This is a genomic window from Mesorhizobium sp. B3-1-9 (genome assembly GCF_006439595.1).
GTDB lineage: Bacteria > Pseudomonadota > Alphaproteobacteria > Rhizobiales > Rhizobiaceae > Mesorhizobium.
Map to the genome: position 1 here is coordinate 33,336 of NZ_VFTJ01000008.1, position 13,446 is coordinate 46,781.

At 64.3% G+C, this 13,446-nt stretch carries 13 protein-coding genes; 4 read left to right on the top strand and 9 right to left on the bottom strand.

The features are described from left to right. Nucleotides 1-3: 3 nt before the first annotated feature. From FJW07_RS16290 to uxuA, 8 genes are all read right to left on the bottom strand, one after another. Nucleotides 4-789, bottom strand: a complete 786-nt coding sequence (locus FJW07_RS16290; protein WP_140857549.1) for an SDR family oxidoreductase — start codon at nt 787-789, stop codon at nt 4-6. A gap of 1 nt (nt 790) precedes the next feature. Next, complete coding sequence (locus FJW07_RS16295; RefSeq protein ID WP_140857550.1) at nt 791-1,786, bottom strand: ABC transporter permease; 996 nt, start codon at nt 1,784-1,786, stop codon at nt 791-793. A gap of 63 nt (nt 1,787-1,849) precedes the next feature. Then, on the bottom strand, nt 1,850-3,382 hold the full coding sequence (locus FJW07_RS16300) for a sugar ABC transporter ATP-binding protein (protein ID WP_140857552.1): 1,533 nt from the start codon (nt 3,380-3,382) through the stop codon (nt 1,850-1,852). Next, nucleotides 3,372-4,355: an ABC transporter permease gene (locus FJW07_RS16305; protein ID WP_140857554.1), complete on the bottom strand. Its 984-nt coding sequence runs from the start codon at nt 4,353-4,355 to the stop codon at nt 3,372-3,374. The genes FJW07_RS16300 and FJW07_RS16305 overlap by 11 nt, the downstream gene beginning before the upstream one ends. A 224-nt stretch (nt 4,356-4,579) precedes the next feature. Then, complete coding sequence (locus tag FJW07_RS16310) at nt 4,580-5,611, bottom strand: sugar ABC transporter substrate-binding protein (RefSeq protein WP_140640355.1); 1,032 nt, start codon at nt 5,609-5,611, stop codon at nt 4,580-4,582. Nucleotides 5,612-5,637: 26 nt separating this feature from the next. Then, nucleotides 5,638-6,489, bottom strand: a complete 852-nt coding sequence (locus tag FJW07_RS16315) for an IclR family transcriptional regulator (protein WP_140652839.1) — start codon at nt 6,487-6,489, stop codon at nt 5,638-5,640. Beyond that, entirely contained in the window at nt 6,489-7,631 is a 1,143-nt protein-coding gene (locus FJW07_RS16320; RefSeq protein ID WP_140857556.1) for an extracellular solute-binding protein, read from the bottom strand. Before FJW07_RS16320 ends, FJW07_RS16315 begins: the two co-directional genes overlap by 1 nt. Nucleotides 7,632-7,730: 99 nt before the next feature. Continuing rightward, nucleotides 7,731-8,915, bottom strand: a complete 1,185-nt coding sequence (uxuA, locus tag FJW07_RS16325) for a mannonate dehydratase (RefSeq protein ID WP_140857558.1) — start codon at nt 8,913-8,915, stop codon at nt 7,731-7,733. A gap of 186 nt (nt 8,916-9,101) precedes the next feature. Between uxuA and FJW07_RS16330 the strand changes: the two genes are divergently transcribed. From FJW07_RS16330 to FJW07_RS16345, 4 genes are read left to right on the top strand one after another with little or no spacing between them, the layout of a single operon-like run. Then, a complete protein-coding gene (locus FJW07_RS16330; protein ID WP_181182652.1) occupies nt 9,102-9,836 on the top strand; it encodes an FCD domain-containing protein in 735 nt (244 codons plus the stop codon). Nucleotides 9,837-9,853: 17 nt separating this feature from the next. After that, nucleotides 9,854-10,639 (top strand): SDR family oxidoreductase, encoded by a 786-nt coding sequence (locus FJW07_RS16335; RefSeq protein WP_140857559.1) that lies wholly within the window; start codon nt 9,854-9,856, stop codon nt 10,637-10,639. Between the two features lie 2 nt (nt 10,640-10,641). Further along, nucleotides 10,642-11,757, top strand: coding sequence for a mannonate dehydratase (locus FJW07_RS16340; protein WP_140857561.1), 1,116 nt, complete (start codon nt 10,642-10,644; stop codon nt 11,755-11,757). Further along, on the top strand, nt 11,757-12,458 hold the full coding sequence (locus FJW07_RS16345; protein WP_140857563.1) for an RraA family protein: 702 nt from the start codon (nt 11,757-11,759) through the stop codon (nt 12,456-12,458). The genes FJW07_RS16340 and FJW07_RS16345 overlap by 1 nt, the downstream gene beginning before the upstream one ends. A gap of 32 nt (nt 12,459-12,490) precedes the next feature. On the opposite strand, the gene FJW07_RS16350 is transcribed toward FJW07_RS16345, so the two are convergent. Continuing rightward, a complete protein-coding gene (locus FJW07_RS16350; RefSeq protein ID WP_140857565.1) occupies nt 12,491-13,402 on the bottom strand; it encodes a DMT family transporter in 912 nt (303 codons plus the stop codon). Nucleotides 13,403-13,446 lie beyond the last annotated feature (44 nt).

A 13,446-nucleotide genomic window follows, 5' to 3' on the forward strand; every position in this document is an offset into this window, starting at 1 on the left:
TTTTCAAAGCAGTTCGGGAACGTAGCGGGGTGCCGCCGTCAGCCCGCCATCGACGCGCAGGTCGGTGCCGGTGGTGAAGCCGGCCGCATCGGAGGCGAGATAGACGGCGGCCTCGGCCACTTCGGAAGGCTCGCCGATGCGGCCGAGCGGATGCATCTTGACCCAGGCCTTGGCGAGATTGCCGCCGATCTCCTTGATCAGCCTGTCGTTCATCGGCGTGTTGATGGTGCCGGGTGAGATCGAATTGACGCGGATGTTCATCGGGCCGAACTCCACCGCCATCTGGCGCGTCATCGCCATCACCGCGCCCTTTGCGCCGGCATAGGCGGTCCAGCCGTCGAGGCCGATATGGCCCTGTGCCGAGGCCATGTTGATGATCGATCCCGACTTCTGCGCGATCATGTGCGGCAGCGTGTATTTGCAACCGCGGAACACGCTGGTCAGGTTGACCGCGATCAGCCGGTGCCATTGCTCGTCGGTCATCTCGTGCACCGGCATGCCGCCTATGGCGATCGCGGCATTGTTGACCAGGATGTCGAGATGTCCGGTCTCCTTCACCCCGCTGTCGATCAGGCCGGCGATATCGGCCTCCTGGGAGACGTCGCAATGGACATAGTCGGCGCGGCGGCCGGCCGCGCGAAGTGCCGCGGCGAACGCCTCGCCGGCCTCGTCGGCGATGTCGCCGAGGAAGACATGCGCCCCTTCCCGCGCCATCGCCTCGGCGATCGCGTGGCCGATGCCGTCGGCAGCACCCGTGATGACTGCTGTTTTTCCTTCAAGACGAGCCATGTCAGCCTCCATTCGCGCGCCGGCGCTTCGCTTCGTCGAAGGCGACCGCGGCAATGATGATCATGCCGGTGATGACAAGCTGCCATTCGGTCGGCAGCCCGAGCCCGCGCAGGCCGTTCGACAGGAATTGCAGGATCAGCACGCCGAGCGCCATCCCTGTCAGGCTGCCGATGCCGCCGGCAAGGCTCACGCCGCCGAGAACCGTCGCGGCAACGACCTGGAATTCGAAGTTGAGCCCCGCCGTATGCTGCGCCGAGCCGACACGTGCCGCCAGGATGATGCCGGCGACCGTCGCCAGCAGCGCGCTGATGATGAAACAGATGAACTTGACGCGCCGTACATCGTAGCCTGCCAGCCGCGCGACCTCCTGGTTGCCGCCGACGGCATAGATCTGCCGCCCGAACGGCCGGTGCTGCATCATGTAGCCGAAGGCGGCGAGGAGCACGATGGCGATCACCGCCGAATATGGGATGATGTTGAACAGACGCCCGTCGGACAGCGCGATGAAGCTGTCGAGGCTGGCGTCGTCGGGAATCGCGCGCTGGCCGGTGTAGAGATAGACGCCGCCGCGCATGATGAACATCGTGCCGAGCGTTACGATCAGCGAGTTGATGCCGGCATAGGCGACGAGATAGCCGTTCACCATACCGATGATCAGGCCGAACAGCAGCGCTCCGCCGACGCCGAGCAACAGCGAATTGGTATCGTTCATGATGATGATCAGCGGCAGCGCGATGGTCGCCAGCAGCGAGCCGATCGAGATATCGACCTCGCCGGATATGAAGACGATGGCGCAGCCGATGCCGGCGGTGAGCGCCAGCGAGGCCTGGCCCAGCACGTTGGTCATGTTGCGCACGGAGAAGAAATTCTCGACCGTCGCGGAAAAGAACGCCAGCACCAGGATCAGGCAGACGAGCAGCGCCAGTTCCTGCCGGGCAAAGAGCCGCGCCAGCATGGATGGCCGGTCTTTTGCGGAAGCCGTGCTTGCCAGGCTCATCGCTTGCCTCCTCCAAGGGAATGGCGCGTATCGCAAGAAGTGCTGCGGCGATGCGCCATGGTTCTATCCGATCGCCGCATTGAGGATCTTCTCCTGCGTGGCTTCCTCGCGCGGCATGACCGCGGTCAGGCGGCCCTCGCACATCACCGCGATGCGGTCGGCGAGGCCGAGCAGCTCCGGCATCTCCGACGTCATCATGACGACCGCCAGGCCCTCGCCGGCGAGCCGGTCGATCAGCGCGAAGATTTCCGACTTGGCGCCGACATCGATGCCGCGTGTCGGCTCGTCGACGACGATGACCTTCAGGCCGCGCATCAGCCAGCGCGAGATCAGCACCTTCTGCTGGTTGCCGCCCGACAGATTCTTGATCTGCTGGAACAGGCTGGGCGTCTTGATGCGGAAGCGGTCGACATAGTCTTGCACCGCCTGATGCTCTTTCGCCTTGTCGACGAAGCCCAGGCGGGCGAACGCGCCGAGCGAGGCGAGGCTGGCATTCTGGTAGACGGGTAGCTCGCCCATCAGGCCTTCGCTCTTGCGGTCTTCGGTGAGCAGGCCGATGCCGAGCCGCACGCCGGTGCGCGTGTCGTGCGGCGCGAGGCGCTGACCGTCGACCGCGATGGTGCCCGAAATGATCGGATCGTAGCCGACGATCGCCTTGGCGAGCTCGGTCCGGCCGGCGCCCATCAATCCAAAGAAACCGAGCACCTCGCCGGCGCGCGCCTCGAATGACACGTCGATGAGCTTCTTCGCCGTGCTGAGCTTCTCGACGGAGAGCGCCACCTTGCTGCCCGCCACGCCGCGCTGACGGGGAAAGAGGTTGTCGATGCGGCGGCCGATCATGTCCTGGATCAGCGTGTCGTTGGTGTGCTCGCCGATCGGCTTGGTGGAGATGTGGCGTCCATCGCGCAGCACCGTCACCGTGTCGGCGATCTCGAACACCTCGTCGAGCTTGTGGCTGACATAGACCACAGCGATGCCGAGCGATGCCAGGCGGCGGATGACGGTGAACAGCAGCGAGACTTCGTTCGGCGTCAGCGAGGATGTCGGTTCGTCCATCACCACCACACGCGCCTCGTGGGCGAGCGCGCGGGCGATCTCGACCATCTGCTGCTGGCTCACCGGCAGCGATCCCGTCCGCGCCGCTGGATCGACGTTGAAGCCGATGCGATTGAACAGCGCCGCCGAGTCCGCGCGGATCTTCTTCCAGTCGATCGAGCCGGTCCTGCCGGTCGGATAGCCTTCGAGGAAGATGTTCTCCGCGACGGTGAATTCGGAGATCAACGCGATCTCCTGGAAGACGACCTTGATGCCTTCCTTCAGGCTGTCGCGCGGCGACTTGATGTCGACCTCGCGTCCGCGCATGCGGACCGTGCCGGCATCCTTGCCGTAGACGCCTGCCATGATCTTGATCAGCGTCGACTTGCCGGCGCCGTTCTCACCCATCAGGGCATGGATCTTGCCGGGCTCCAGGGTGAAGTCGACATTGTCCAGCGCCACCACGCCCGGAAACCGCTTGCCGATGCCGCGCATCTCCAGCGCCGACACATTCGTGTCGATGGCCGCGCCTTCGCCGGGATGAAGGAAATCAACGGACATTGGCTTTGTTCCGGATGATGTCGAGATAGGTCGCCAGGATGATGACGATGCCCGGCACCACCATCTGCAGGTCCTGGTTCCAGCCGAGGATGATGATGCCGTTGTCGATCACCTTCAGCACCAGCACGCCGAGCAGCGTGCCGAACAGCGAGCCGCGGCCGCCGAGCAGGCTGGTGCCGCCGAGAATGACGGCGGCGATCACCGTCAGCTCGAAGCCGCGCCCGGCGGTCGGCTGGCCGGCATTCATCAATGACGACAGGATCATGCCGGCAACGCCGACGCACAGGCCGGTGACGACGAAGGCAAGCAGCTTGAGCCGTTCCGAACGCAGGCCGGAGAGGCGCACCGCCTTTTCATTGGCGCCGACCGCGTAGAGATAGCGGCCGAGCGTGGTGAAGCGCAGCGTCACATAGGCAACAAGGAAGATCAGCGCCGCCAGGATGACGGGAACCGGCACGGCGCCGACATAGCCGGCGCCGAGATCGGTGAAGCTTGCCAGTTGATTGTGGTTCTGCACCGCCTCGCGCGTGAACAGATAGACGCCGCCCTGCAGCATCATCATGGTGCCGATGGTGGCGATCAGCGAATTCACCCTGAGCCTGGTGACGACGAGCCCGTTGAACAGGCCGACGCCGCCGGCAAAGGCGAGTGCCGCCAGCATGCCGAGCGCGAGGCTATGGGTGGAATTGAGCACCGCCATGCCGATGCAGCCGACAAAGGCAAGCGAGGCGCCGACCGACAGGTCGACCTCCGCCGTGATGATGAGCATGGTCATGCCCGAAGCGACGATCAGCACCAGCGCGCATTGGCGCAGGATGGCGATGATGTTGGCCTCCGAATAGAACTGCGGCGCCACGATCGATATGGCGATGCAAAGCACCGCCAGGATGGCGCCCAGCACCAGCTGGCTGCTGCCGAGAAGCTGGCCGCCGATGAAACGCTTCTGCGCGGAAGCGTGTGTAAGCTCGCTCATATCAGTCCGTTCCCGTCGCTAGAGCATGATGCCGAAAAGTGTGAAGCGGTTTTCGGACGACATCATGCTCTATCTCTCGGATTTAGAGACGGATTCAGATTTCAGGTCGAACAGACCTGAAATCATCCGGCTCTAAGGTCAGGCGCCGGCGCCGTGTTTTCGCTGGCCGTCGGCGCCTGGCTGGTGGTCCTTCCCGCGACGCGGGAAGGACCGTGTCGATCGACCTATTTCTTCAGGTCGGCCGAGGTCTTCATGCACTTTGCCGGCGGCTGGAGCGCATTGACGGCATCCCATTTGATGGTGCGGGTCGTGCCGTCATAATCATAGTATTTCTTCCACTCGTCGCCAGTCATCGGCGCGGTCGGGCTGACGATGTGCTCCGGCACCTGCTCGTTGTTGAACAGCTTGACCGCCGCGTCGATGGTCGTGAAGCCTTCCTTTTCCGGGAACATGGCGGCCTCGATGCGGTAGGACGGCTCGTTCTGCATGGCGTTGATGAAGGCAAGTCCTTCGCCGCCGGTGCCGACCGTCAGCAGGCCGTCCTGCGACTTGCCGGCAGCCTTCCATGCCTGCAGGCCGCCCAGCGAGGACGAATCGTTGATGCCGTAGATGATGTTGATGTCGGAATTCTTGGCGAGTGCGGCCGACGACACTTCAAGCGCGCGGTCCGGATTACCGCCGCCGTCAAGGTCGTGGACCATGACCGCGTCGGGGACGATGGTCTTCAGCCCGTCCATGAAGCCTTGCGAACGCAGCACCGTCGCCGACAGCAACGGCAGGCCGACATTCATCACCTTGGCGACGCCGCCGAGCTTTTCCTTGGCATATTTGCCGGCCTCGACGCCCGAGAAATAGCCGGTGTCGTAGTCGCAGATGGCGACCATCGTGGTCATGCCCTTGACCGGGTTTCCCTCGAGCACCACCGGGATGTTGGCGGCCTTGGCCTGACGCAGCAGCGGCACCACGCCTTCCTCATTCACCGGGGTGATGATCAGCACGTCGACGCCCTTGGCGATGAAGTCTTCGGCCGCGGCGACCTGCTTGGCTATGTCGAGATTGGCGTCCTGCACCTCGACCTCGATTCCCAGTTCCTTGCCATGCGCTTTCATGCCCTTGATGACGTTCTGGTACCACTCATGCGTGGCGTAGTTGGTGACGTAGCCGATGTGCTTGGGCATGTTCTCGGCATGCGCCGCCGCCGCGCCAATGGCCAGCATGGCCGCGGATGCGAGCAGGATTGATTTGGACCAGTGCATTTTTCTCTCCCAGGTTTTCGTTTGTCTCAGTCGCTGAACGGGTAATCCCGCCGTTCCGGGTCGGCACGTGAAGAGCTGTTGGCTTCGCCCCAACCGAGCGCGGCCGATATCTTCTCGGCGGCTGTCCGGGTTCGTTCGAAGACGGTCTGACGGTCGAAACGTGCTGCTTTCTGCGGCAGCAGCGGGACCGTAAGCGCGGCGATGACGGCGCCGACATGGTCGCGCACGGGCATGGAGATGTTGGTGCAGCCCTCGACGGCCAGCGACGCGCGCATCTCGTAGCCGAGCCTGGCCACCTCGTTCAGCCGTGCCTCGATTTCCCCGCGCGTTCCCTGGCCTTCGCCGGCGGCGACGATGCGCTCGACGATGCGGTCGCGCTCGGCCCGGTTCGAGTGGGCGAGCAGCACCGCGCCGGAACTGGTTTCCAGGATCGGGAAATGCGATCCGAGCGCAACCGAATAGCGCATCGGCAGCGGTGAATCGATCTGCAGCACCACCAGCGCGTTCTGCCCTTCACGCACCACAAGGTGGCAGCTCTGGTCGGCATTGGCGGTCAATTCGCGCATCGCCGGCAGCGCGGATTCGACGAGCCTGTTCACCGGCGGATGCATATGCGCCAGCTCGAACAGTTTCAGCGACAGCCGGAAGCGGTCCGATTGCGTGCGGAAGATGTAGCCGCGCTTCTCCAGCAAAAGCAGGATGCGGTAGATTTCGTGGATGGACCTGCCAAGGCCGGTCGCAATCTCGGTCTGGGTCATCGCATCGGCGCTGGAGGCCATGAACTCCAGCACGTCGAGCGCCTTCTCCACCGCCGGCACGCGATATCCGTTGCGGCCGCTTTCGCTTTCCTCGAGCGTTTCGGCAATACCGGCAGCCATCACGCAATGCTCCGTTCCGGCTGCCTGGTTTCGCGATAGAGGCGGTTCACGTGGTCGGCGAGCTCCGCAGCGCCGATGTCGCCGGCTATGGCCGCGGCCGCGCGCGGCGCGCATTCGCGGAAGAAGGCGATGAAGCCTGGATGTGTCGGACGCAGATAGGACGAGCTGATCGTGCGCAGCGTCGAGGAGAAGAAATCGGCGGAGAGACGATTGACTTCGGCGTCCTTCCAGGCTGCCAGCGATCCCGGCTGTCCACCCGACTTCACATAGTCGCCGCGCTGATAGTCGGGCGAGCATAGGAACAGCGCGTAGTCGATCGCCTGCTGCTTGTGCTTCGACTGGGCGCTGACGCCGATGCCGGCGCCGCCGAGCAGGGCGCCGGCCGATCGCGGGGTCGGCACGTCGGCAAAGCGCAGATACGGCCTGTCGGTCTTCGCGGCATAGTTCACGTAGCCGAAGGCGAACGGCACATAGACAACGTCGTCATGCGCGACCATGTGGTCGTAGCAGCGGATCGGATTCCAACCGGACGAGTTCGGATGCGACAGCGCCGCAAGCTCGCGCAATTGCCCGACGACCTGCTCGACCATGTCCGTCGCGATGAATTGCTCGCCGTCCTCCTGTGCGTCGCCAAGCGTCAACAGCAGGCACATGGCGTCCGTCGGCACGAAAGGCAGGCCGAGCCATTTCCCTTCCTTGCGCGCCAGCCGGCCGAGCGCGACCACCTCTTCATGCGTGCGGGGCACCGGTGCGTAGCGTTCCAGCAGGTCCGGGCGATACGAGGCGACGTGGCAGGCGGCATCGATCGGCAATGCCCATTGGCGCCCGCTCTTCTCGTAGGACCGCCAGGACGGACCGACGGAATCCTGCTCGAAGAAGCGGACCTGCTCCGCCGACAGATAAGCGTCGAACGGCACCATCAGCTCGTCCTGCGCGATGTCGCCGATGAAGGGATGGTCGAACACCACCAGATCGTAGGCCGAGAGCACGGGGCCGAGCGCGCCCTCGCCGAATTCATAGAGGCTGCGCCGGTCCCATTCGATCTCCAGGCCGGGATTGGCGGCGCGATACGGCCCGACACTGGCATCCAGCGGACCCCAGCAACGTCGATGATCCCACGCGAGACCGCGCAGTCTTGTCATATCCCGCAATTCCTCCCTGCAACCGGGCATGTGCCCGGTCCGCAAACCACTAGCAGGTATTTTTACCTGAGCAAATAGTTTTCACATACGCAAACCGTCTCAAGCCAGCCCGAACCGCTCGACGGCCCGCATGATGCCGCGCAACTCGGCGAGACCCTTGAGCCGGCCGATCAGCGAGTAGCCGGGATTGATCCTGGCCTTGCCGATGTCGTCGGCGAGGAGGTGCCCGTGGTCCGGACGCATCGGGATGCGCCAGTCGGCGCGGCCTTCCTTGCGACGGCGCGCCTCCTCCTGCATCAGCGCGAGGATGACATGCGCCATGTCGGTGCCGCCCTCGAGGTGCTCGGCCTCGTGGAAAGAGCCGTCATCCTCGATGGTGACGTTGCGTAGATGGACGAAATGGATGCGGCTGGCGAACTCCTTGACCATGGCGACGATGTCGTTGTCGGCGCGCGTGCCGTAGGAGCCGGTGCAGAAGGTCAGGCCATTGGCCGGGCTGTCGACGGCATTGAGGATGAAGCGCGCATCCTCGGCGGTCGAGACGATGCGCGGCAGGCCGTAGAGCGAGAATGGCGGATCGTCGGGATGGATGCACATGCGCACCCCTTCCTGTTCGGCCACCGGAATGATCTCGCGCAGGAACCAAGCCAGGTTCTCGCGCAATTCCTTCGGCCCGATCGCATCGTAGTCGGCCAAGGCCTCGCGAAAGCTGTCGCGGTTGTAGGCGCGCTCGGTGGCGGGCAGGCCGGCGATGAGGTTGCGCTCGATCCTGTCTATTTTCTCGTCGCTAAGCTCCTTCAGCCGCGCTTCCGCCTCGGCGATGCGGGCAGGCGTGTAGCCGGCCTCGGCATTCCGGCGCTTCAGCACGAACAGGTCGTAGGCGGCGAAATCGATCGCGTCGAAACGTAGCGCATAACCTGCCGTCGGCAGGCGGTAAGCCAGATCCGTACGGGTCCAGTCGACCACGGGCATGAAATTGTAACAGATCGTCGCGATGCCGGCCTTCGCCAGCGCACGGATCGTGTCCTTGTAGAAGCCGACATAGCGGAGCCGCTCCGGCGAACCGATCTTGATCGAGTTGTGGACCGGTATGCTCTCGACGACCGACCAGGCCAGCCCCGCCGCCTCGATGATGCGCTTGCGCTCGAGGATGTTCTCCATGGGCCAGACGCGTCCGTCATAGATGTCGTGCAGGGCCGAGACCACGCCCGTCGCCCCCGCCTGCTTGATATGATCGAGTGTCACCGGGTCGTCCGGACCATACCAGCGCCAGGTTTGTTCCATTTGCCGCTTTCCTCCGTGAGAAGTCGGCAACTTATTGTTGGACCACAACGGGAGTCAAATTAAAATTTGGCGCTCACGAATGGCCGATTCTCTCGGGAAAGCCCGTAAAATTCGCCAACATCAATCCCAAGCCCGGTTGTTTTCCTCAAATCATACGATATGTTGGTCCAACAATTAGGAGGATCTATGCCGGAAAATTCGCAAGCCGTGCGCGATAGCGTCGTTGCCCGCCGCGCTGGCGGCAGCTCCGCGGTCGACACTGCGGCAGGACGGATCCTCGACCTTATTCGCGCGCGACAGCTCAATGTCGGCGACGTGCTGCCGACGGAACGCGAGCTCAGCGAGATCACCGGCGCCAGCCGCAACACGGTGCGCGAGGCGTTGCGCACCATCCGCACCTATGGACTGATCGAGCCCAAACCGCGCGTCGGCGCGGTGCTCGCCGACGGGCAGAGCATCGCCATCCAGAATTTCTTCGCCGCCCACATGGATGTTTCGCGCTCGTCCTTTGCCGACATCCAGGGTTTCAGGCGCATCATCGAGGTCGGCATCGGCGACCACATCGTGCTCAATGCCACGAGCGAGCAGATCGAGGCGCTCGACGAGATCAATGCCCGGATCGTCGACAGCCGCTCGATCGAGGAAGCCGCCGAGAACGATTTCAATTTCCACAGGGCGCTGATCGGGCTGGCGGACAACCGCATGCTCACCGACATGTATTCCTTCCTGTCGCCCGTGATCCTGCGGATCATGACCATCGGCAAGGAAATGCGCCCGGTGTTGGCCGACACCCGTGCTGCGCATGGCGAGATCATAGCCGCGCTACGCGCGCGCGACAGGCTGGCTTACGCCTATCTGATGAGCCGCCATCTCGATTTCGCCCTGCGATTCCTGCCGGAAGAGCCGGCTTCCGACACGTGAATGAAGGAGTTCCCGCAATGAAGGATTTTGAAGGCAAGGTCGCGCTGGTGACAGGGACGACCGGGATCGGTCTCGCGACCGCCAGGCGCCTTGCCGCCGGCGGCGCCGCGATCGTCGCCTGCGGCATCGACCGCTTGGCCAATGCCGCGATGCGAGCGGAGCTGGGAAGTTCAGGGGCCGGCACGCTGGTCGTGGACACCGACGTCTCCGTGCAAGACCAGGTCCGCGACGCCGTCGCTGTCGGCGTCGAGCGCTTCGGCGGCCTCGACGTGATCGTCAATTCAGCGGCGGTCCATCCCTATGGAACCGCCACGACGACCGACTGGGAAACCTGGAACAAGGCGATGACGGTCAATGTCGGCTCGATCTATCTGACCGCCCATTTCGGCATCCCGGAAATGATCAAGCGCGGCGGCGGCGCTATCGTCAACGTCGCCTCGGTGCAGGGTTTCGCCTGCCAGCAGAACGTCGCCGCCTATGCCACCACCAAGGGCGCCATCCACACGCTGACGCGTTCGCTGGCGCTCGACTATGCGGCCGCCGGCATCCGGGTCAATTCGGTCAGCCCCGGCTCGATTCGCACGCCGATCCTCGAGAAAGCAGCGCGTGGCGAAAACGGCAGCGATGCCGACGTCGAGGAAGCCTACAGGCGCTTCGGCGCGGCCCATCCGCTCGGCCGCATCGGCGAGCCCGAGGAAGTGGCGGAGATCATCGCCTTTCTGTGTTCTTCCAAGGCCGGCTTCTGCACCGGCGCGGACTACAAAATAGATGGCGGCCTGACCGCTGGCATTGGCGTGAAATGACCATGAAGATCGGACTTGGCCTTTACCGGGAGTCGCTGACTCCGGGCAATTTCCGCTTCGCCCGCCAGGCGGGCGCCACCCACATCGTTGCCCACCTCACCAACTATTTTCGCGGGCGCGATCCTTCGCTGTCGGCCGGCAGCGAGACGGAAGGCTGGGGCGATTGCTCCACCGATGCGCTGTGGAACTACGAGGACTTCGCCGGCCTGGTCAGGACCGTGCGCGACAACGGGCTGGAAATCGCCGCGATCGAGAATTTCTCGCCGCGCTTCTGGTCCGACATTTTGCTCGATGGTCCCGACAGGGCGAAGCAGATCGAAGGGCTGAAGCGGCTTATCCAGGATGCCGGCCGCGCCGGCATCCCGTGCATCGGCTACAACTTCTCCATCGCCGGTGTCTGGGGCTGGTCGCGCGGGCCCTTCGCGCGCGGCGAGGCTATGTCGGTCGGGCTCGACCTTGCGGCCATCGACCCCGATTTGCCCCTCCCCGACGGCGTGGTCTGGAACATGCGCTACCGCGCCGGCCGGCCGGCCGCCGCGCCGGTGACGGTGAGCAGCGATGAGCTCTGGCAGCGGCTCGGCGCCTTCCTGCGGGAAGTCGTTCCGGTAGCCGAGGAAGCCGGCGTGGTGCTCGCCGCGCATCCGGACGATCCGCCGGCCGAAGCGCTGCGGGGCGCGGCGCGGCTCGTCAACCGGCCGGAGAAATACGACCGGCTGATGGACATCGTCGACTCACCATCCAACGGGCTGGAGCTCTGTCTCGGCTCGCTGCAGGAAATGCCGGGCGCCGACGAGATTTACGGGCATGTCCGGCGCTTCGCCCGACGCAAGCGCATCGGCTATATCCATTTCCGCAACGTGCGCGGCAAGGTGCCGAACTATCACGAGACCTTCGTCGACGACGGCGACATCGACATGGCCGAGATCGTCCGCATCCTGCGCGACGAAAACTATGAGGGCGTCATCATCCCCGACCACACGCCGGAAATGTCCTGCGACGCGCCCTGGCACGCGGGAAAGGCCTTTGCGCTCGGCTACATGCGCGCGCTGGTGCAGAATGCCGCAGCGCTGGGACCTTCGCGGACCATTCAATCCACCAACATCCGGATGCAAGCCTGATGACCAGATCGACGCGCCTCTATGCCGACGACGGCGAAATGTATCGCCTGTTCGAGAAGGAGCTCTTCGTCGCGGTGGTCGGCGACGTGATGGACACGCTGGGGCTGCAGCATCAATTCCTGCCGCCGGTATTCAAGCCCGTTGACGAAAGCACGCGATTGCTTGGCAGGGCCATGCCCGTGCTCGAGACCGATATCTTCCCGTCCAACGGATCGACGCACAACCCGTTGATGAGCAAGCCGTTCGGGCTGATGTTCGAAGCGCTCGACGATTTGAAGCCCGGCGAGATCTACGTCGCCAGCGGCGCCTCGCCCCGCTACGCGTTGTGGGGCGAGTTGATGTCGACGCGTGCGAAGATCCTTGGCGCACGCGGCGCGCTGGTCGACGGTTTCGCCCGCGACACGGATGGCATCAAGGCGCTGGGATTTCCCTGCTTCTGCACCGGTTATTACGCGCAGGACCAGGGCGTGCGCGGCAAGGTCGTCGACTATCGCTGCGCGCTCGAAATCGGCGGCGTGCGCATAGAGCCGGGAACGCTGCTGTTCGGCGACAAGGAAGGTGTCCTTGTTGTCCCCGCTGAAGCCGAGGAAGAGGTGGTGCGCCTGGCCCTCGAAAAAGTCCGCGGAGAAAAACGCGTGGCCAAGGCGATCCGCGAGGGAATGAGCGCGGTGGATGCTTACAAGACCTTCGGCATCATGTGAAAGGCCGTGGCCGACCAGGGGTAACCAGATGGTCAGTCGAGCTTGCGCGACAGCACCAGGTACATGGCTGCAAGCATCAGGAACAGGGCCACCCAGAACGAGGCGGCCGGTCGTTCGTCGAAGACGGCCAGACTCCAGAGGATGCCGGCGGCCATGGCCAGATAGTTGAAGACCGAAAAGCGCGTCGGCCCGATGCGAGCGACCAATACGAAGAACAGGACGAAGAAGACGGCATTGATCGCCGTCGCCAGGACGAGCGGCATCGCGGTCCTGCCCGTCCACTCGGACGGCAACGCCGCACCGCCGAGCGCAAGCATGACAACGCCGGCAACGACGGCCCCTCCCAGCAACGTTCCGGCCGCCATCATTACGGAGGACGCACCTTCGGGGCGCAGCCATTTGGCGCAATTGTTGGCGGCAGCGAACATGACCGGGGCAATGAGGGCCACCAGAAACCAAACGATGCCGTCCGAGCCGACAACGCCTACACCGGGCAGCGCGAGGACAGCCACGCCGGCCACTCCGAGCATCATGCCGGCGAAAGTGCGCCAATCGAAGCGATCAAGGCCCGCCAGCGCGCCGATGGCGAGGGTGAATATGGGAGATAGGCAAAGCACCAGAGTGAGCACCGAGGCGTCGACATGCGGAGCGGCCGACACCAGTATGCCGATCGGCAGGCCAACCACCAGGCCGCCCATGATCAGGTACGTGCGCATCTGCCCGATGGTGACGGCGAACCGACCGCCGGCGGCTACCGCCGCCAGAGCCAGGATCACGCCTGCCGCAAGCGATTGGGCAAAGGCGAAACCCACAGGCGGCCATTGCGTCTCGGCGGCCAGCCGGTTGATCGGAAAGATGCCGCCATAGATCGCTGCTGCCAGGAGCAGAAGAGCAGCGTCTATCGGTGGCAGGCCGCGGCTCGGCACGGGTCGGTCGTCATGCATCGCACACCGCCGGGCAGGCGCTCCCTCTCCAACCACCGGCCCGG